Annotated in this window: 14 protein-coding genes; 7 read left to right on the top strand and 7 right to left on the bottom strand. The window is 68.7% G+C overall.

Going from position 1 to position 18,758, the window contains the following annotated elements; genetic code table 11:
- The first annotated feature begins 188 nt into the window (after positions 1 to 188).
- The gene (locus VGV60_12775; protein ID HEV8702140.1) at positions 189 to 2,375 is read left to right on the top strand and encodes a TonB-dependent receptor; all 2,187 of its coding nucleotides are present in this window, start codon (positions 189 to 191) and stop codon (positions 2,373 to 2,375) included.
- A gap of 19 nt (positions 2,376 to 2,394) precedes the next feature.
- Here the strand turns inward: VGV60_12775 and VGV60_12770 are convergent, their stop codons facing one another.
- From VGV60_12770 to VGV60_12755, 4 genes are all read right to left on the bottom strand, one after another.
- Positions 2,395 to 3,480 (bottom strand): hypothetical protein, encoded by a 1,086-nt coding sequence (locus VGV60_12770; GenBank protein ID HEV8702139.1) that lies wholly within the window; start codon positions 3,478 to 3,480, stop codon positions 2,395 to 2,397.
- The gene (locus VGV60_12765; protein ID HEV8702138.1) at positions 3,477 to 4,004 is read right to left on the bottom strand and encodes a hypothetical protein; all 528 of its coding nucleotides are present in this window, start codon (positions 4,002 to 4,004) and stop codon (positions 3,477 to 3,479) included. Before VGV60_12765 ends, VGV60_12770 begins: the two co-directional genes overlap by 4 nt.
- Positions 4,001 to 4,585 carry a sigma-70 family RNA polymerase sigma factor gene (locus tag VGV60_12760; protein HEV8702137.1) on the bottom strand — a complete coding sequence of 195 codons (585 nt, stop codon included), beginning with the start codon at positions 4,583 to 4,585 and terminating at the stop codon, positions 4,001 to 4,003. Before VGV60_12760 ends, VGV60_12765 begins: the two co-directional genes overlap by 4 nt.
- Positions 4,586 to 4,697: 112 nt before the next feature.
- A complete protein-coding gene (locus VGV60_12755) occupies positions 4,698 to 6,125 on the bottom strand; it encodes an aldehyde dehydrogenase family protein (protein ID HEV8702136.1) in 1,428 nt (475 codons plus the stop codon).
- Positions 6,126 to 6,277: 152 nt separating this feature from the next.
- Here VGV60_12755 and hpnC point away from each other — a divergent pair, with 152 nt between their 5' ends.
- From hpnC to VGV60_12735, 4 genes are read left to right on the top strand one after another with little or no spacing between them, the layout of a single operon-like run.
- The gene (gene hpnC / locus VGV60_12750; GenBank protein ID HEV8702135.1) at positions 6,278 to 7,183 is read left to right on the top strand and encodes a squalene synthase HpnC; all 906 of its coding nucleotides are present in this window, start codon (positions 6,278 to 6,280) and stop codon (positions 7,181 to 7,183) included.
- Complete coding sequence (gene hpnD, locus VGV60_12745; GenBank protein HEV8702134.1) at positions 7,180 to 8,067, top strand: presqualene diphosphate synthase HpnD; 888 nt, start codon at positions 7,180 to 7,182, stop codon at positions 8,065 to 8,067. Before hpnC ends, hpnD begins: the two co-directional genes overlap by 4 nt.
- Positions 8,068 to 8,078: 11 nt before the next feature.
- On the top strand, positions 8,079 to 9,485 hold the full coding sequence (hpnE, locus tag VGV60_12740; GenBank protein HEV8702133.1) for a hydroxysqualene dehydroxylase HpnE: 1,407 nt from the start codon (positions 8,079 to 8,081) through the stop codon (positions 9,483 to 9,485).
- A complete protein-coding gene (locus tag VGV60_12735) occupies positions 9,482 to 9,994 on the top strand; it encodes a hypothetical protein (protein HEV8702132.1) in 513 nt (170 codons plus the stop codon). The genes hpnE and VGV60_12735 overlap by 4 nt, the downstream gene beginning before the upstream one ends.
- On the opposite strand, the gene VGV60_12730 is transcribed toward VGV60_12735, so the two are convergent.
- Complete coding sequence (locus tag VGV60_12730) at positions 9,975 to 11,147, bottom strand: M24 family metallopeptidase (GenBank protein ID HEV8702131.1); 1,173 nt, start codon at positions 11,145 to 11,147, stop codon at positions 9,975 to 9,977. The genes VGV60_12735 and VGV60_12730 overlap by 20 nt on opposite strands.
- A gap of 69 nt (positions 11,148 to 11,216) precedes the next feature.
- A complete protein-coding gene (locus VGV60_12725; protein HEV8702130.1) occupies positions 11,217 to 13,958 on the bottom strand; it encodes a thrombospondin type 3 repeat-containing protein in 2,742 nt (913 codons plus the stop codon).
- A gap of 389 nt (positions 13,959 to 14,347) precedes the next feature.
- Between VGV60_12725 and VGV60_12720 the strand changes: the two genes are divergently transcribed.
- Both VGV60_12720 and VGV60_12715 read left to right on the top strand, forming a co-directional pair.
- A complete protein-coding gene (locus VGV60_12720) occupies positions 14,348 to 14,875 on the top strand; it encodes a hypothetical protein (GenBank protein ID HEV8702129.1) in 528 nt (175 codons plus the stop codon).
- A gap of 192 nt (positions 14,876 to 15,067) precedes the next feature.
- Positions 15,068 to 15,598 (top strand): hypothetical protein, encoded by a 531-nt coding sequence (locus tag VGV60_12715; GenBank protein HEV8702128.1) that lies wholly within the window; start codon positions 15,068 to 15,070, stop codon positions 15,596 to 15,598.
- Positions 15,599 to 15,685: 87 nt separating this feature from the next.
- On the opposite strand, the gene VGV60_12710 is transcribed toward VGV60_12715, so the two are convergent.
- Positions 15,686 to 18,758 (bottom strand): putative metal-binding motif-containing protein (locus VGV60_12710; protein ID HEV8702127.1); only part of this gene is annotated, 3,073 nt, incomplete at its 5' end.

The raw sequence follows: 18,758 nt of genomic DNA, 5'->3' as shown, positions 1-18,758 counted from the left end.
GCTAGGCTCCTGGGTCCGGCTCGGGTGCCGGCTTTCCGCCGGCAACCTATATTCCCGTCGGTTCCGCGCTCGGGCTTCCCGGGCGGCCGGACGAAGGGGAGAACTCGGCCATGGCCCGGAACGGCCGGCGCGGGCAGATTCATTCCAAAATAATGAGGTCCGCTGCCATCTGTGCGGCGGCGCTCCTTATGCCTCTCGGCCAAACCATCGCCGAGGTCTCAACCGGATCGATCCGCGGCCGCGTCGTGAGCGGAGCGGTTTTGACGCCGGTGCCGGCCGTCCGCGTGACGCTCGAGGCCGAAGGGGAGGAGGAGGTCGTGATCGAGCAGACCTCACCAGCTCGCGATGACAACGGGAGGATCCGCATGACGCAGACCGACGCCGCGGGTCGGTACCGCTTCGATGAGGTCCCATCCGGCAATTACCGCCTGAGATTCGAGGGCCCAGGATACGCAGGGGACGACATCGCCTCGATCCACGTTCGGGCCGGTGAGGAATTGCGCATCGATTGCGATTCTGCCCCCGTGCCGTCGGAGCAAATCACCGTGGTGGGGAGGAGCGGCGGCGGGGGCCTTTCCGGGCTGGCCTTCGGGCGGGGCGATCTCGACTCGCGCCCCGCGGCGCTGCAGGATCCGTTCCGTGCCCTGGCGGGACGGGCGGGAATCGCCCCGGAAAGCGACTTCAAGTCGGAGATGCGCATCCGCGGCAGCGAGGCCTCCGACACGGCGGTCCTGGTGGACGGCCAGCCGCTGCCGTATGCCTATCACTTCGGCGGCAGCGCCGGCAGCGCCGGAACGCTCAGCGCCGACCTGGTGGACGAGGTGCAGGTCCACACGGGCGGATTCTCCGTCGAGTATGGCGATGCCCTCGCAGGGGTGATCGATGTCGCCTCGCGTGCCCGGCGCCCGGAGTCGATCACCGGCACCGCCGGACTCGGAACCCTCCTGGCCCACGCGTCCCTGTCGGGACCGGCCGGGGACGGCTCCTGGACGCTCAGCGGAAGGATGAGCGATCTCGGCCTTTACGACGAGCGCGTCACCCCCGACCAGGCCCAGGGGATCCAGTTTCACGACCTGTTCGCGGCATTCCGGCAGCCGCTTCCGGGGCAGGCACGGCTGGAGGCGGTCCTGCTCGGGGCAGGGAGCCGCTTCGAAGCCGATCAGGGGAAGGACGGCGAAGCCGCGATGACCAGCAGGAACCGAGGGGGACGACTGAAGATCGAGGCCCCCGTGGACGAACGGACTCTCCTGCGTCTCCAGCTTGCCGACGGCATCCTGGCCGTCCACTCGTTCGAGAGCGGCGGGATGTCGCTCGACCAGGGACAGTCGAGACAGGACGTGGCGGTGTCGGTCCTGCGCCTCCTGGGGGGCACGCATCGACTGAACGGCGGAGCCGGCATGGAGCGCACCCGGGGCGGGACGGCGGGGATGGTCTTCGACGGGTATGGCCTGGTCCAGAGCGACCAGAAGTACGACGCGGGCCGGATCGGGGCCTTCGTCGAGGACACCTGGCGGCCGGCTTCGACCGTTTCGCTACGCTACGGCGTGCGGGGCGATCGTTCCGCGGTGGATGGATCAGGCGCCCTGAGCCCCCGGGCCAGCTTCGAGATCAGGCCCGAGCCCGGCCTCGCCCTGAGCGGCTCCGTCGGTCGTTTCGTCCAGTTTCCCCGCCAGGAGCAGGGCTTTCTGGCGGCCGGGGAGGCGCTGCGTCTTCAGGTAGCGGACCATCTCATCCTCGGGATGGAGAAGTCCTTCCGGACAGGCCTGCGGATCGTGGTCGAAGGGTATCGCAAGAACTTGAGGGATCCGATCGGCGAGGCGGTCAACCGTTACGTCGAGCTTCCCGAGTTGATGACCCAGTACGACAGCGGCCGCATCCGGGGGGCGGAGCTCACTCTGGAGCAGGCGACAGCCGGCGCATGGAGCTGGGGGATCAACTATGGCTACCTGGTGGCGACCCAGGAGAAGGACGGAGTCGAATCGCCGCGGAACGCGGACCAGCGGCACAGCGCCTCCCTGTTCCTGGGGGGGCGCCTGGGGCGCGGCTGGGTCGTGGGCGGGGCCTTCCGTTACGCCAGCGGCCTGTCGTATACACCTCTCAAGCCGCTCAGCGTCGGCTTCGTCCACGGGACCGCCGTCGGCGAGCTGAACAGCGCGCGCCTTCCGGCATTTCACCGCCTCGATCTGCGGATCAGCCGATCGGTCCCGGTCTCCTGGGGGCGCATCGGGGTGCAGGTCGATCTGCTCAACGTGTACAACCGGTCCAACGTGCGGAGCGTCGACCTCTACTACGATGAGGCCGAGCACGCCTATTTCAGCTCCACCGCCTACCAGAGCCCCTTCCTGCCGGTCGTCGCGGTGACCGTGGACTTCTAGCGGCTCCCAGGAGCCGGTCTCAGGAACCCGGTGCGTAGACCGGGGGCGGTCCGGCCGGCGCCGCGGGGGGGGGCGGAACGGTCGGCGCCGAGGGGCGCGACCTCTCCCATCCTTCCTCCGATCCGAAGCGCGTCAGGATGGAGATGCCCAGCGCCAGGACGCCCATGACCCCGGAGAACACCCCCCCGAAGATCGGGACGAGGGAGATGAGCGCATAGACGGCGAACCCGCCGAGGACCGCCGCGATGTGCGACAGATCGCGCTTGAACAGGTTGCGGCCGAGCGTGTGACCGATCAGGAAGAAGAGGGAAGCGAGCCCGATCCACTTCACGACCTTGGCCGCGAAGAACAGGCCGATGGCCAGCGGGATCCCGATGAGGGTGCAGATGAGGATGAATCCGAGGACGATGGTGACGCAGTAGCCGAGAATGCCGGCGAGAATCGCCATGCCCCAGCGGCTCGGAAAGGCGGCCGCGATCACCGAGAGGCGCTGCGGCACCAGGGCCGTGATCAGGAGGATCGCCAGGAACAGCAGCGCCAGAGAGATCAGCTTAAGTAGATATATGAACTTCCAGAATCCGGCGAGCCCTCCCCGCAGGAACGGGACCGCGTCGAGGAACCCGAAGTTGACCACCTCGCCCTCGATCCGGGCGCCGTCTGCCCGATCGAGGCTGCCGCCTATGTTGACGAGGGTTTTTTCGAGGTTGGCCGTGTCGTGGAGCCGGACCGGGGACATGATGGAGACGACGTCCCCGTCCACCGTGCCGCTGATCTCCAGCTTGCCCATGATCACGACCACGTCCCCCTTGACCTCCCCCTCGATGTTCACATTCCCGGAGACGGCCACGATGTCGTGCTCGTGCACCTCCCCGACATGCACGTGCGCATCGTCGGTGACGGCGACGCCGGCGGAGCGGCGTTCGCGGTGGGACAGCCGGTCGCGCACCTCGTCGATGATCTCCCTGGCGCGGGCGCCCGGGGAGGGGGAGGCGGTCGCGGAGGCCTCGCGGCGGCGCGATTGCGCCGCCGCCAGCGGGGCCAGGCCGACCAGGAACGTCGTGGCGACGACGGCCGCGACGACGCGTGGCAGGACGCGTGGATTCATCGAGTTCCTCCGTTGAAGTCCGCCCGCGGCGCCGTCCTGCGGGCACTGGCGAAGACATAGCTGCTGAACAGGATGGAGCACAGGCCGCCAGCGGCGGCCAGGGTCCCGGCCCCCTTGAGGAGCGGAGCCGATACCTCGATGAGGGCCAGGATCTTGCGCGCCGTCGGCAAGGCCTCGGCCAGCATCCGTTGCCCAAGGTCGGCAACCAGCCTGCCGGACACCACGACGACGTGCCAGGAGGAGGCAAGAAGTCCGGTCGCCTGCCGCACGCCCTCGTCGCCGGCGGAGACCATGGTGACCAAGGTCGCGATCAGGAAGACGAGCGAGGCACCCGCCAGGGAGAGCGAGGCGACCCAGGCGTAGCGGTGCGGACCCCGGGCCGACGCGGCCAGGAGGGCGGCGTCGCGTTCGGCCAGGATGCGCGCCATGACGCGCGCGGCGACGTCGCAGTCGACCGCCTGGCGGCGCAGCGGACCGACGACCTCGTCGGCCCAGCGAGGTCCGGGATCACGATGGGCGGTCACGACGCGTCTCCTTCGGCCCCCGCCGGGGCGAGCGCCGGATAGTGCCGTTGGATGATCTCCTTGAGCATGGCGCGGGCCCGGAACAGTCGCGACTTGACCGTTCCCTCCGGCAGGTCGAGGGCACGGGCGATCTCCTCGAGCGGCATCCCCTCGATGTGGGCCAGGACGAGCGGTGCCCGGTAGTGGCCGGGGACGCGGCCGAGCGCCTCCTGCAGGAGACGGGCGCGCTGCTTGTCGCCGGCCTGCTCCTCGAGCCCCGGACGCCCGTCGGCCAGGGAGGGGGACAGCTCCTCCATGCGGCTCTCGTGGCGGGTGCTCCTCCTGCGGTCCAGGGCGGCGTTGACGGTGATGCGGTACAGCCACGTGCTGAGGGCGTGCTCCGGCCGGTATCGGCCCAGGCTCCGGTACACCTTGTAGAAGACCTCGCTGGTCACGTCCTCGATCTCCATGCGCGGAATGCCCATCCGCAGGGCGGCGGTGGCCACCAGGCGCTGGTACCGGCGAACGAGGATTTCGAACCGTTCGACCCGGCCCGCCAGGACCTCACGGATCAGGTCAACGTCCGTGGGCTCGCCGGCCATCCATCCTCCGCCGACCTCGAAATGATTGTACCGAGGCGGCTACTCCGAGGTTCCCGGCAAAAAGGGGGGCCCGGCCGCCCTGTCCCTCTGCCCCGGGGGGCCTCCGGCCGCCTCAATGATCGAGGTTGAACATGACCAGGCGGGGCTCCGACATTTCGTGCATGGCGTAGCGCGGCCCCTCCCGGCCGATGCCGGAGTCGCGCGTCCCCCCGTACGGCATGTTGTCGACCCGCATGGTGGGGACCTCGTTGACCATAACCCCGCCGACGTGCAGGTTCGCCACGGCGTGGCGGATCAGGCGGATGTCGTGCGTGAAGATGCCGGCCTGCAGGCCGTAGGACGAGTCGTCCGCGGCCGCGACGGCCTGCTCGAATTCCTTGTACTTCCCCAGGGTGACCACCGGGCCGAAGACCTCCTGGCAGGAGACCTTGAGGTCGCCGCCGGCATCGGCGATCACGGTGGGGGCGATGACGTTGCCCTGCCGCGTGCCGCCGGAGAGGATCCGGGCGCCGGCCGCCCTGGCCTCGGATATCCACGACAGGATGCGGTCGGCGCTCGCGGGGTCGATGACCGGGCCGACCACAGTGGCAGGATCTTTGGGGTCCCCGGTCTTGAGCTTCGCCACGCCCTCGAGGAGCTTCCTCTCGAAGGCGCCGTACACCGGCTCGTGCACCAGGATGCGCTGCACCGAGATGCACGATTGGCCGGTCTGTCCAAAGCCTCCGGCTAGGCACCTCGACACCGCGTGATCCAGGTCGGCGTCGGAGTGCACCAGGCAGGCGGCGTTGCCGCCCAGCTCGAGCGTGACCCGCTTCTTCCAGGCCTTCTGCTTCAGGCGCCAGCCGACCCCCACGCTCCCCGTGAAGGTCAGGAAGGGAAAGCGGTCATCGGTCGCCAGCCGCTCGCCCACCGCCGGCTCGCAGTTGACCACGTTGAAGGCCCCCGGCGGGGCCCCCGCCTCGTGGACGATCTCGGCGAGAGTCAGGGCCTCGAGCGGCGTCTGGCGCGCCGGCTTCAGGACCATGCTGCTTCCGACCGCGAGACAGGGCGCCAGCTTGTGCGCCACCAGGTTGAGGGGGAAGTTGAACGGGGAGATGGCGGCGATCGGGCCGATCGGAACCATGATCGTCATGGCGAAATAGCCGGTCGTATGGGCCTCGATGTCCACCGGGACCATCTCGCCGCAGAAGCGGCTGGCCTCCTCCGAGGCCAGAGTGAAGGTGGTCACGCAACGGGCCACCTCGGCCCGGGAATACTGGATCGGCTTCCCCATCTCCTCGGTCATGGTGGCGGCGATCTCGTCGCCGCGCTTCCTGACCCCCTCCGCGACACGGCGCAGGATGTCGGCGCGCTGGCCTCGGGACAGCGCCCCCATCGCCTTGAATCCCCGCAGGGCCGCCAGCGTGGCGTCCTCCATCTCCGTCTCGCCGCCCAGGTGCACGCGGGCGACCTCATGGCCGTCGTACGGGCTGACGACCGGCATCGTCCTGCCGGTCCCCAGGGGCCTTCCGTCGATGAAGAGCTTCCGTTCGAAAGACATGGTTTCACCTCGCGCCGCGTCCGATCCGGTTTCACCCGGAAAGTCAGTGAGGGGGCCGAGAGTATAGTCCAGGACGCCCCGGGACATCATGCGGGTCGGCCCGGGAAACGACGGGCATCCGCCCCGATCGGGGTGATATCATCCGGCGTCCTATGCCCCGCGCATCGGCCGGAACCCCGGCGCTGGCCTCTCCGGAGTCGCTGTCGAGCGCCCACTCCCTGGGCGAGGCGAGAGAATTCTGCGCCCGCCTGGTGCGCGCCCACTACGAGAATTTTCCGGTGGCCTCCTGGCTCATGCCGAAACAGGTGCGCCCGGCGGTGCAGGCGATCTATGCCTTCGCGCGGATTGCGGACGACTTCGCGGACGAGGAGGCGCACGAGGGGCGCCGGATGGAGCGCCTGGAGGAGTGGCAGCGGATGCTCGACGGCTGCTTCCGGGGCGAGGCGATCCACCCGGTGTTCGTCTCCCTGCGGGATGCCGTCCAGACCTTCGACCTGCCCCGCCAGCCGTTTGCCGACCTCCTGGAGGCCTTCCGCATGGACGTCACGACGCGACGGTACGCCGACGAGCCGGCGCTTTTCGAGTACTGCCGCCTCTCCGCCAATCCGGTCGGGCGGCTTCTGCTGCGCCTCTTCGGCCATGACGAGCCGGCCCTGGAGCGCCGGTCGGACGCGATCTGCACCGCCCTGCAGCTGGCCAACCACTGGCAGGACGTGGCGGTCGATCTGAATCGGGACCGCATCTACCTGCCGGCCGATGCGCGGAGGAGGCACGGCGTGACGGAGGAGGTCCTGCGGGCCGGGAAGGCCACCGACGGGTTTCGCGCCCTCATGCAGGAGCAGGTGGCGCGGGTGCGTGGGCTGTTCGCGGAGGGCCGCCCTCTCTGTGATGCGGTCCGCGGCCGCTTCCGCCTGGAGCTGCGTCTCACCGTCCTGGGCGGCCAGCGCATCCTGGACAAGGTCGAGGCGATGCGCTTCGACGTCCTGTCGCGCCGCCCGAGGCTGGGCCCGGTGGACGCCCTGATCGTCCTGGGCCGATCCCTCAGGTGGAGAGGGTGAGCGCCGCTCCGGGGGCGGGGCGTGAGGATGTCGCGGCGGTGCGCGCGCCCGCGGGCCGGCGCGGCAGGGTCTCCTCCGGATCGTCCTTCCATTACTCCTTCGGTCTCCTGCCCGCCGATCAAAGGCAGGGCATCGAATCGGTGTACGCCTTCTGTCGCGCCATAGACGACCTGGCCGACGAAGGGCCGGCCGATCGGGAGCGATCGGCAGCCGGCCTCCGGGCATACCGGAGGGAGATCGAACTCTGCTACGGCGGCGAGCCGACGCTGGACGTGACGCGCGGTCTGCGGGAGGCCGTGGTGCGCTTCGGGATCCCGAGGCAGCCGCTCGACGACCTGCTCGACGGCGTCGACATGGACCTGGAGAAGGTCCGGTATGCGACCTTCGACGAGTTGCGGCAGTACTGTCACCGCGTGGCCTCGGCCGTCGGGCTCGTCTGCCTGCCGATCTTCGGCGCGCGGGACCCGCGCAGCCGGGAGTACGCCGTCGATCTGGGCCTCGCGCTCCAGCTCACCAACATCCTGCGGGATCTCAAGTCCGACGCCGCCCGCGGACGGATCTACCTGCCCCTGGACGAGATGGCCGACGCAGGCTACAGCCAGGCCGAGCTCCTGGGCGGGGAGCGGACTCCCGCGTTCCTGTCGCTCATGGAGCGGCAGGCCGAGAGGGCGCACCGGTATTTCCAGAGCGCCGCCCGTAGGCTTCCCGAGCCCGACCGCCAGCGTCTCCTCACCGCGGAGGTCATGCGCGCCATCTACCTGAGGCTCCTGCGGCGCATCGAGCGCCGTGGTTTCCGGGTGTTCGACCGGCGCATCAGCGTGCCGCGCCTGACCCAGGTCGGACTGGCGCTCCGGGCCTGGGTGCTCGGGGATGTGCGCGACTGAGGCTCCTGGACATGCACGGGGAGGCTGGAAGGACGCCCGATGCGATCGTCGTGGGCGGAGGCTTCGCGGGGCTGGCCGCCGCCACCCTCCTTGCCGAGCGCGGCGCCCGCGTGCTGCTCCTCGAGGCGCGTCCCTATCTCGGGGGGCGGGCCCGCTCCTGGATCGATCCCGAGACCGGGAGCACCGTGGACAACGGCCAGCACCTGTTCATGGGGTGCTACGGCGAGACCCTGCTCTTTCTCGACCGGCTCGGCACCCGCGACCGCCTCAATCTGGAGGCGGGCCTGTCCGTCCCCTTCATCGATCCGGGCGGAGCCGTCTCCCGGTTCGCGCTGCCGTCCCTGCCTCTGTTTTCCTGGAGCATCCTGGCCGGGCTGGCGCGTTACCCCGGCCTGACATCCCGCGAGCGCCTGGGGCTCCTGCGCGTGGCTCTCGCGGTCCGTTCGGGGAGGGGAAGGCGGGGAGCGACGGGGGCCCTCGATGACATCAGCGTGTCTTCGTGGCTCCGGTCGCTCGGGCAGTCCCGGCGGGCCGAGGAGCGGCTCTGGAATCCGCTCGCCATCGCCGCGCTCAACGAGGAGCCGGAGCGCGCCTCGGCGGCGATGTTCCTGCCGGTCCTCGAGGGGCTCCTCGCCTCGGGTGCCGACGGGGCGAGGCTGGGTGTGCCGCGGGTGGGATTGAGCGATCTGTACGCCGAGCCGGCGGGACACTACCTCCGGGCGCGGGGATCGGAGGTCCGGCTGCGCGCCCAGGTCCGCGAGGTTCTGGTCGGCCGTGGCCGCTGCGAGGGGGTGCTCCTGGCGGACGGTGCGCGCCTCCTCGCGCCCCACGTGATCGCCGCGGTCCCTTCGGCCGAGCTCCTCGAGATCCTCCCGGACGACGTCGCGGCGGAGCCGTTCTTCGCCGGCAGCGCCCGTCTCGAGACCTCCCCCATCGTCTCCATCTACCTCTGGTTCGGCGGTCCCGTGACCGATCTGCCCTTCGCGGGCCTGATCGGCGCAGAGTGGCAGTGGCTCTTCAACCGCCGCGCCTTCTCGGGGCGGGGCGGGGCGGGATCCGGCGTCACCCTGGTGCGCAGCGCGGCTCGCTCGTTCGTCGACGCGTCGCGCGAGACGCTGGTCCGCAAGGCGCTCGACGACCTGCACCGTTTTTTCCCCGCCTCCCGCCGGCTGGCGCTGCGCCATGCGCTCGTCATCAAGGAGAAGCGGGCGGCGATGTCGCCGTCCTGCGGCTCATCGATCCTGAGGCCGTCGTGGCGAACACCTTATGATGGGCTCCACCTGGCCGGTGACTGGATCGCCACCGGCCTGCCGGCGACGATCGAGGGGGCCGTCCTCTCGGGGCACGCCTGCGCCCGCCGGATCGAAGGGCCGTCCCCGCCCTCGCCGTCCCGGAGTTCCGGGGGGCTCGCCCCGTGATCACGGGCGGAGCGCTCCTGGTGCTCGGCCTCCTGGGGTTTCTCGCCTCGGCGCATTTCAAGGGCCTGCGCTATTTCGACCGGCCGCCTGCGGCGCGCACCGCCTGGTTCGACCCTGCGATCGACGTCGCCAAGTGGCTGCTGCTCGGCGCGGGCCTGGCGCTCATCGCCCGGGGCTCGATCCGGGCGGCCTGCCTGCTGGCGGCACTTCTCGTTGCGCTCCGGGCCTACACGCGCTTCCTTCGGAGCGCCTGGCTTCAGGAAAGGCTCCTCAGGAGAGAGTTCAAAAGGCTCCGCCGGGACCGGCCGGACCTCTCCGACGAGGCCATCCTGTTCGAGCTGGCCTGCCGCAAGCATCCGCGCTGGGGGCCGGAGCTGATCGAGCAGATGGTCAGGGACTACCCCACGGTCGAGTCGTTCGCCCGCATCATGACGAAGATGGAACGGGGGTTCCGGGCGTTTTCGGGAAGGCGGCCGCGAGGCCCCCGATCTACGGGAGGAGGGGGATGATCCGGTCCTGGACGGCCGTCGTCACCTCGGCGCCGCGCTCGTCCATGTAGACGTCGATCTCGCTGCGCACGCCGAAGTCGTCGAGGTAGATTCCAGGCTCGATCGAGAAGCCGGTGCGCGGAATCAGCTGGCGGTCGTCCAGCGTCTCGAGGCTGTCGATGTTGCAGCCGTTGCCGTGGACCTCCATGCCGATGCTGTGACCGGTGCGATGGATGAAACGATCGGCGTACCCCCTGTCGCGAACGTACGTGCGGGCCACCTCGTCGACGTCGGCGCCGCGGATCCGTTTCCCCAGAGCGGAGCCCTCCTTCAGGAAGGACACGGCGGCATCGCGCGCGCCCGCGACGATGTCCCAGATCTCCTTGTGGCGCGGGGGAACGTTCTTCCCGACGTAGGCCATCCAGGTGATGTCCGCCCAGATCGAGCCCTCCGGCTCCTCCCGGCACCACAGGTCGAGCAGGAGGAGGTCCCCCTTCTTGATCGGGGCGCTGTCGGCCTGCCGCGGCTCGTAGTGGGGATTCCCGCTGTGGGCATTGACCGCGACGATTGGCGGGTCGTGATGCAGCCCTCGGCTCTTGAACTGGTCGCACATGAACTGCTGCACGGAATACTCGGTGATGGATCGTCCGTCGGCCGCCGCCCGGGCCACGTGGTCGAAGGTCCCCTGCAGGACCTCCTTGAGCCCGTGCGCCGCCCGGCGGTGCGACTCGAGGGCCTCGGGCGACCAGCGGGCCTCGAAGTGCTGGACCAGGTCGGCGCTGCTGACCACGCTGACCCCGGAGGCGCGGACCATCTCGATCGTGCCCGCGTCGACGCGCGACACGTAGGGGATGGCGCCGCCCGGCACATACTCCATCGCCACGCGCTTGACGCCCCGGACGACCTCGCGCAGCTTCTCCTGCAGCTCGCGATAGCCTACGAACGGAACACGCCGTCCGGGGACGTGCGTGAACAGGTGGGCCTCGATGGCGTGGTGCAGCCAGATCGGATCGCCGGTGGCCGGCACGAGCCCGAACCATCGCCGGGTCGCGAAACGGTCCTCCCCCAGGCCGATCACCCGCCGCGCGATGGGGTTGATGCCGTGAAAATCGTAGAGCAGCCAGGCGTCGATCTCGAGGGTCTTGAGGGTCGCCTGGATGCCGGCCAGATCCATGGGCGCTAACTTACCACATCTGCGCCGCCGCCGATCCGTACTCCGCCAGGACCTGAGGGGCGCCGGCCTTCAGGAGTCGCAGGCGTCGCCGGTGCCGTCGCCGTCGCTGTCCGTCTGATCGGGGTTCCAGGTCGACGGGCAGTTGTCGCAGGCATCGCCGCGGCTGTCCCCGTCGGCGTCCTCCTGGAGCGGGTTGGCCAGGAGGGGACAGTCGTCCGACACGTCGATCGGTCCATCGTTGTCGGCGTCGGAATACAGGGTGGGACAGGAGCTGCCGCGCGGCACGGGCGCGCCGGCCGAATCGCGGCCGAGCGCGCCTTCACCGCACGTATTGACGCCGGAGGACAGGTAGTAGAACGCGGTGCCCGTGGGGGGCAGTGCCGGATCGCTCGACTCCGGCCGTGTCAGCCCCCAGGCGCGGCAGCCGTGGTTGTAGGACCAGGCGGCGCCAATCGTGATGCTCCCCCGGTAGAAATCATAGACGGGTGCCTGCTCGGCGAAGGGCCACGAGACGAGGTTCCCTGGCGCCCCCGAGAAGGTGAGGGGCGGAGGCACGTCGAAAGGCAGCCCCCGCTGGTGGCGGACGGAGGGGGCGCAGTCAGCCTCGTCCAGGAGGCCGTCTCCATCGGTGTCCTCGCAGGCGTCGCCGAGCCCGTTCCCGTTGAAGTCGGTCTGCTGCGGGTTAGGGGCGAAGCGGCAGTTGTCACACGCGTCCGGCCGCCCGTCATGATCGCCGTCCGCCTGCCCGGGCGTCGGCACCTGAGCGCAGCCGTCGTCCAGGTCGTACACGCCGTCGGCATCCGAGTCTTTCTCCGCCAGCAGACAGGGACTGGCCGGCCCGGGAATCTCCGCCCCGGCGCTGTCGGTGCCGAGCGACCCCACACCGCAGCGGCTGGCCCCGGCGACCAGATAGTAGAAAGCGCCACCGCGGGGAGGAGTCGCGGAATCCTGGGAAAAGGTGTCGATCGAGCCGGTTTCATGGCAGATATGGTTGTAGGCGAACCCCGCAGGACCGATCGTCCCTTTGTAGACGTTGTACACGTTCGCCTGCGCCGCCATGGTCCAGCCCAGGCTGGTGCCGAGCGCTGCCGAGAGCCGGAGCGTCTCCCCGACCGGATGGGGCAGCTCCCAGGCGCTGCCGGCGTCCGGAGCGCAGTCGAGCGAGTCGGTCACTCCATCGCCGTCCCGGTCGGGAATGGGGAATTCGTAAGCCCCCATGTCGATCACCGCCGTGCCGTTGCCGTCGCCGTCCTGCGGTCGGACGGAATCGTCGAGGTCGACCGGCTCGAGGTCGAGGTTGGTCCCGGTGTCGAGGGCGGCGGAGGTCCTCTGTAGATGAAAATCCTCCTCCAGGTTCACGGCCGACGGTCCCCAGTCCGCCAGAAGCTTGAATGCCTGGCTGGCGGAGGGAAGCGCGGGAGACAGGGTGAGCGCCTTCGAGGTGGCGTTGATCGCGGTCACCGTGCGGGCCACTCCATCGCGGGCGCACTCGAGCACGTCGCCAATCTGATAGCGCGAGATGTCCAGCACGATCACGGTCGTGGTGGTTCCCGCCGCGGCGGTGACGTCGTAGAACCGCGGCTGCCTCGCCATGACAGGCGGAAGGGACAGGTTGCCGTCGACTCCGATGACCTGGCCCGGGGTCAAGTCCCCGCCGACTTCCGACGGAGTGGAGGGGAGCTTCAGGTTGCCGTAGAGGAGGTTGTTGGTCACGGTCGGCGCGGCGCGGATGCTGAAGAGGCCGGCCCCGCTTCCGGTCGAGGTCACGGTGTTCCCGACGATCAGGTTGTTCGTGACGCGCACCGGCGTGTTGTTGGGGGGAGGCAGGGTGCTCTCGGTGTAGACGCCCGCCCCCTCGGTCGAGTAGGTTTCTCCCCCCGGGATCGTGGTTTCGGTGAGGACATTGCCTGCGACCGTGTTGAGTGTAATCACCGCCGTCGCGTTGAAGGTCTCGATGCCGGCGCCCGTCGATCCGGCGCTGTTGCCATAGATCAGGTTGCCGGCGACCCGGGTCTCGCCGTACAGCTCGATCCCGCCGCCCGAGGCCGACGCCCGGTTGCCGTAAATGACGTTTCGATCGACCACGGTTCCGGGGCCGCCTCGCAGCCAGAGACCGCCCCCCCGGCCGATCTCGGCCTGGGCCAGGTTGTCGTGGATGATGTTCCCGACCACCTCCGGAGAAGCATCCGAGTCGATGGAGAAGATTCCCCCTCCGGCGCCGTGGGTGTCCCCGGATCCCCCTGTCCTCGGAGGCGTGCTGATGTTCCGTCCAATCTCGTTCCCCGCGATGATGGCGTGGCCGTTGGCCACGAACATCCCCGCGCCCAGCCAGTCTTTCAGGGTTCCGGAGAGGATGTTCCCCACGATGATGTTGTTGGTGACGACGGCGTCTCCGAAGACGAAGACGCCCCCTCCGGTCACCGAATCGATCGCGACGCCGACCTCGCCGCTCCCTCCTGTGATGGTGAAGCCGTCGATCGAGTAATCTCGTGTCGGCCTCCCGGTCCCTCCGGAGGCCAGGATCACCGCGCTCCTGCCGAACCCCGTGGCGTTGATCGTGGTGCTGGAGGCATCGGCGCCATGCACATGGATGTCCGGGAATATGAATATCCTCTCTCGATAGAGCCCGGCGGCAACCATGATGGTGGCACTCGTTGCCGTGCCGGCCACGATCATGCTGTTGCCGGCGTTGATGGCCCCCTGGATGGTAGGGAAAGGGGAGGCCGGAGTCCCGCAGCCGCTGGTGCAGGTGCTGGCGGCGTCGACATAGAGCGTCACTTCGGCCGCCGTCGCAATGGCCGTATGGGCCATGAGAATCAACAGGATGGCTATCAACTTGAAGAACGGAGCCCGGGGGGCGGAGATCCCGATACGCCGGCAATTGCACCGGGCAGGAAGCACGTTTTCCCTGACGCCGCGCCCGCTTGACGGTGGGCCCAATGTCCCTCCGGGATCGGGCCAATTCGAGGGGCCGTCTTTCTCCTGGCCGGGCATCTGTATCCACCGAACTCCGCCTGTTGTCAAGATATTAAGGACCGTGTTTCGAGGACCGATACCCCTGACAAATCCCTGGCAAAGGGATGAAACGATCAGGAATTTACTCCAAATCCATTACAAACCTGTTGACTGTGTGCCCTCTTGACAGTACAAGTCAGGGCGGATATCGGTGTGTCTCCAAATTCGAGCACAGGAGGGCTCTCATGAAGATTTCCAGACCGCTGCTCGCCCTGGTTCTCATGGCCGCCGTTCCCATGGCAGCCTCGGCTGCCGGCCAAGCCCAGGACAAGAAGGGCACGGCTCCTCTGACCGTAGGAGAGTTCGCGGTCATGCTGGCCAAGACGACGGGAACCGGGCGCGCTCTGGAGGGGAAGAGCGCCACCGATGCCCTGGTGAAGGCCGGCGTGCCCCTGGGCAATCCCAAGGCCACGCTGAACGAGGAAAAGCTTGCCGAGGTCCTGGGGTTCTACGGCGTGAAGGTCACGACCTCTTCCCCCGATCAGGCGGTCAACCGCGCCAAGGCCGGGAGCGCTCTCATGCTCCTGGGTGGATCCATGACTTCCGCAGCCAGCACCGTGGGGCCGACGCCGTCGACCCTGGAGGACTGTCTGGTGAATGCGAACCATGGCGAGTGCACCAACTGCTGCAAGGATCTGGGCGGCGAGTCCAATACCTGCGCCAAGTTCTGCCAGCAGATCATGAAGGGCAGCGTCGGCGAACCGCTCCCCTGAGGGAAGCCCGGGTTCGCACCGGCACGACATGAGACGGGCGGGGCGGGATGCCCCGCCCGTTTTGTTTCCATCCTGCACCAGCAGCCCAGCGGAATCTCGCCACGCGCACAAGCCTATTGATGTGGAGTTCTCCTGAAGGTAAAAGGGGGCCGAATCTCAATACTCTCCAATTCCGGGCACAGGAGGACTCTCATGAAGAAGATGTCCAGATCGCTGCTCGCCCTGGTCCTGACGGCTGCCGTACCGATGGCTGCATCCGCAGCCGGGCAGGCCCAGGACAAGAAGGGGACGGCTCCACTGACCGTGGGGGACTTCGCGGTCATGCTGGCCAAGACCACGGGAACCGGGCGCGCTCTGGAGGCGAGGAGCGCCACCGACGCCCTGGCGAAGGCCGGCGTGCCCCTGGGCAACCCCAAGGCGACGTTGAGCGAAGAGAAGCTGGCCGAGATACTCGGGTTCCACGGGGTCAGGGTCACGACGACATCGCCCGATCAGGGAGTCAGCCGCGCGAAGGCCGGAAGCGCCCTCCTGCTCCTCGGTGGATCCATGACCTCCGCGGCCAGCAGCCCGGGGCCCGGCCTCTCGACCCTGGAAGACTGCCTGGTGAATGCGAACCACGGCGAATGCACCAACTGCTGCAAGGGGCTAGGTGGTGAGTCCAATACCTGCGCCAAGTTCTGCCAGCAGATCATGAAGGGCAGTGTCGGCGAACCGCTTCCCTGAAGGAATCCCTGGTTCGCAACGGCACGATACGAGACGGGCGGGGCGGGTTGCCCCGCCCGTTCCCTTTTATTCCCCTGCGAATATGGCCTACCGGCAGTTCGCGTCGATGGCGTCGGCGCGGCCGTCGCAGTTGTTGTCCACCAGGTCCGAGCATGTGGCGGCCCCCGGCGGACCTTCGTTGATCGAAGGATTGATGGAGGCCGCCCGGTCGTTGCAGTCCGCGGGATCGGACGTGATGATGCGGATCTGATCGACGGACAGGGTGTCGAGCCCGGTGCCGGTCGATCGGTTGGTGTCCTGGACCCGGATGGTGATGGTGCCGCTGGCGAGGAGGGGAAGCGCGAAATACTGCGGCAGGTTGTCGTCGGCGGTCTTCCTGACGATCAGGGCGTTGGTGAAATTCGTCCCGTCCGTCGAGTAGGCGAACTGAAAATTGTCGCCGTCGGTGCTGGCGCTCTGGAACGCCTCCACGAAAACCATCGACAGATGCCCTGCGGGCACGCTGAAGGTCCAGCGCATGTCGAGGACGCTGATGTTGTTGATCTTGACCTCCTTGATCACTTCGTAGATCCCGTCGGGGCCCTGAACCGAGGACAGGGTTCCGGTCTGGGTGCCCTCCACCCGCAATTCGGACGTGGCGAGCGTCTGGACGGGGGCGCCGCTGGCCGTGATGTTGAAGGTGTCGCCGTCGGCGTCGCTGTCGCAGGCGTCGCCCCGGCCGTCCCCGTCGAGGTCCTGCTGGCCGGCGTTGACGATCACCGGACAGTTGTCCGAGAGGTCCGGGATCCCGTCCCCGTCGTCGTCCGGGTCGGCGCAATCGGCGAGGCCGTCGCTATCGGTGTCGAGGAAGGTCTCGTCGGTGACGCCGTCGCAGTCGTCGTCCAGGCCGTTGCAGACCTCGGCGGCCGGGCTGCCCGGGATGCACTGCTGGACTTGCCCGCCGCTGCAGTTGTTGACCGTCCGGGCGCAGGCGCCGACCCCGCACGAGGTCGTGCCGAAGCCTTCATCCGTCGAGCCGTCGCAGTCGTCGTCGAGAGCGTTGCAGGTTTCGGCGGTGGGCGCGCCGGGTGTGCAGGTCTGCGGGGAGCCGCCCGCGCAGTTGTTGACGGTACGGGAGCACGCGCCGACACCGCACGTGGTGATGCCGAGGTTGTCGTCCACCACGCCGTCGCAGTCATCGTCGCGGGCGTTGCAGGTTTCGATCGCGTCCGGGTGGACGGTCGGATCGTTGTCGTTGCAATCCACGAGGGCGGAGTAGCCGTCGTGGTCCACGTCCTGACAGGCGTCACCCAGGCCGTTGAGATCGGCGTCGTCCTGTCCCGGGTTCGACGTGTCGAGACAGTTGTCGCAGGCGTCGCCGCGCCCGTCGTGATCGCGGTCGAGCTGGCTGGCATTCGCCAGAAGCGGACAGTCGTCGTCGATGTCCTTGACGGAATCGAGGTCCGTGTCCCTGAGCTGGGGCGCGCAACTGACGGGAATGGGGCGCGGCTGTCCGTTGCTGGCCGAGCCCGCTGTCCCTTCGCCGCAGCGATTCTTCGCGGTGATGACGTAGAAGAAGGCCGAGCCCCGGGGCGGAATCGCGGAATCGCTGAAGCTGTTGCCGGCGGACTCGGGAACGAGACAGGCCAGGTTGTCGCTCCAGGCACCCGTGACGTGGTTCCAGGTGCTGCGGTATGCGTTGTGGACGTTGGCCTGCGCGATACGCGTCCAGGTGAAGGCGCCCGGCGGGCCGCCGACGACCGGTTTCAGCGTGGGGCCCACCTCACCCGGGACCGCGCTGACACTGTTGACGAGCGGCGCGCAGTCGGCTGCGTCCGCCACGAGGTCGTTGTCGTCGTCCGGATCGACACAATCGGCCGCACCGTCCGAATCGCTGTCGGGGAAGCCCTCATCCACGGCCAGATTGCAGTTGTCGTCCGTCCCGTTGCAGAGCTCCGGCGCTCCTGGATGGATCGCCGCCGCGAGATCGTTGCAGTCCCCCGCGCAGGTCGTGAATCCATCCCGATCGACGTCGAAATCCTCGTCCACAGAAGCGTCGCAGTCGTCGTCGATGCCGTTGCAGGTCTCGGTCGTGGGCGTTCCGGGCGTGCAGGTTTGCGGAACACCACCGACGCAGTTGTTGACGGTGCGAGCGCAGGCGCCTGTGCCGCATGAAGTCGACCCCAGGTTTTCATCGACCGCGGCGTCGCAGTCGTCGTCGATGCCGTTGCAGGTCTCGGCGACGGGGGTGCCGGGGGTGCAGGTCTGGGGGACGCCACCGACGCAGTTGTTGACGGTGCGGGAGCAGGCGCCTGTGCCGCAGGAGGTCGACCCCAGGCTCTCGTCGACCGAGCCGTCACAGTCGTCGTCGATGCCGTTGCACGTTTCGGCCGTGGGAGTGCCTGGCGTGCAGTTCTGGGGGACGCCGCCCACACAGCTGCTGGCGGTGCGGGAGCAGGCTCCCACGCCGCAGGTGACCGTGCCGAGGTTGTCGTCGATGGCGCCGTCGCAATCGTCGTCGATGCCGTTGCATATCTCGGCGGTGGGGGTGCCGGGGGTGCAGGTCTGGGGGACGCCGCCGACGCAGTTGTTGACGGTGCGGGAGCAGGCGCCGGTGCCGCAGGTAGTCGACCCCAGGTTTTCATCGACCGCGGCGTCGCAGTCGTCGTCGATGCCGTTGCAGGTCTCGGTCGTGGGCGTTCCGGGCGTGCAGGTCTGCGGAACGCCGCCGACGCAGCTGCTGACGGTGCGAGCGCAGGCGCCTGTGCCACATGAAGTCGACCCCAGGTTTTCATCGACCGCGGCGTCGCAGTCGTCGTCGATGCCGTTGCAGGTCTCGGCGACGGGGGTGCCGGGGGTGCAGGTCTGGGGGACGCCGCCGACGCAGTTGTTGACGGTGCGGGAGCAGGCGCCAGTGCCGCAGGTGGTCGAGCCCAGGCCCTCGTCGACCGCGGCGTCGCAGTCGTCGTCGATGCCGTTGCATATCTCGGCGGTGGGGGTGCCGGGGGTGCAGGTCTGGGGGACGCCGCCGACGCAGTTGTTGACGGTGCGGGAGCAGGCGCCGGTGCCGCAGGAGGTCGAGCCGAGGATTTCGTCCACCGAGCCGTCGCAGTCGTCGTCGATGCCGTTGCATATCTCGGCGGTGGGGGTGCCGGGGGTGCAGGTCTGGGGGACGCCGCCG

The sequence above is a fragment of the Candidatus Polarisedimenticolia bacterium genome (genome assembly GCA_036001465.1).
Lineage (GTDB): Bacteria > Acidobacteriota > Polarisedimenticolia > Gp22-AA2 > Gp22-AA2 > Gp22-AA3.
Note: the sequence above shows the minus strand (reverse complement) of the source record. Positions and strands in the feature narration are given on the sequence as shown.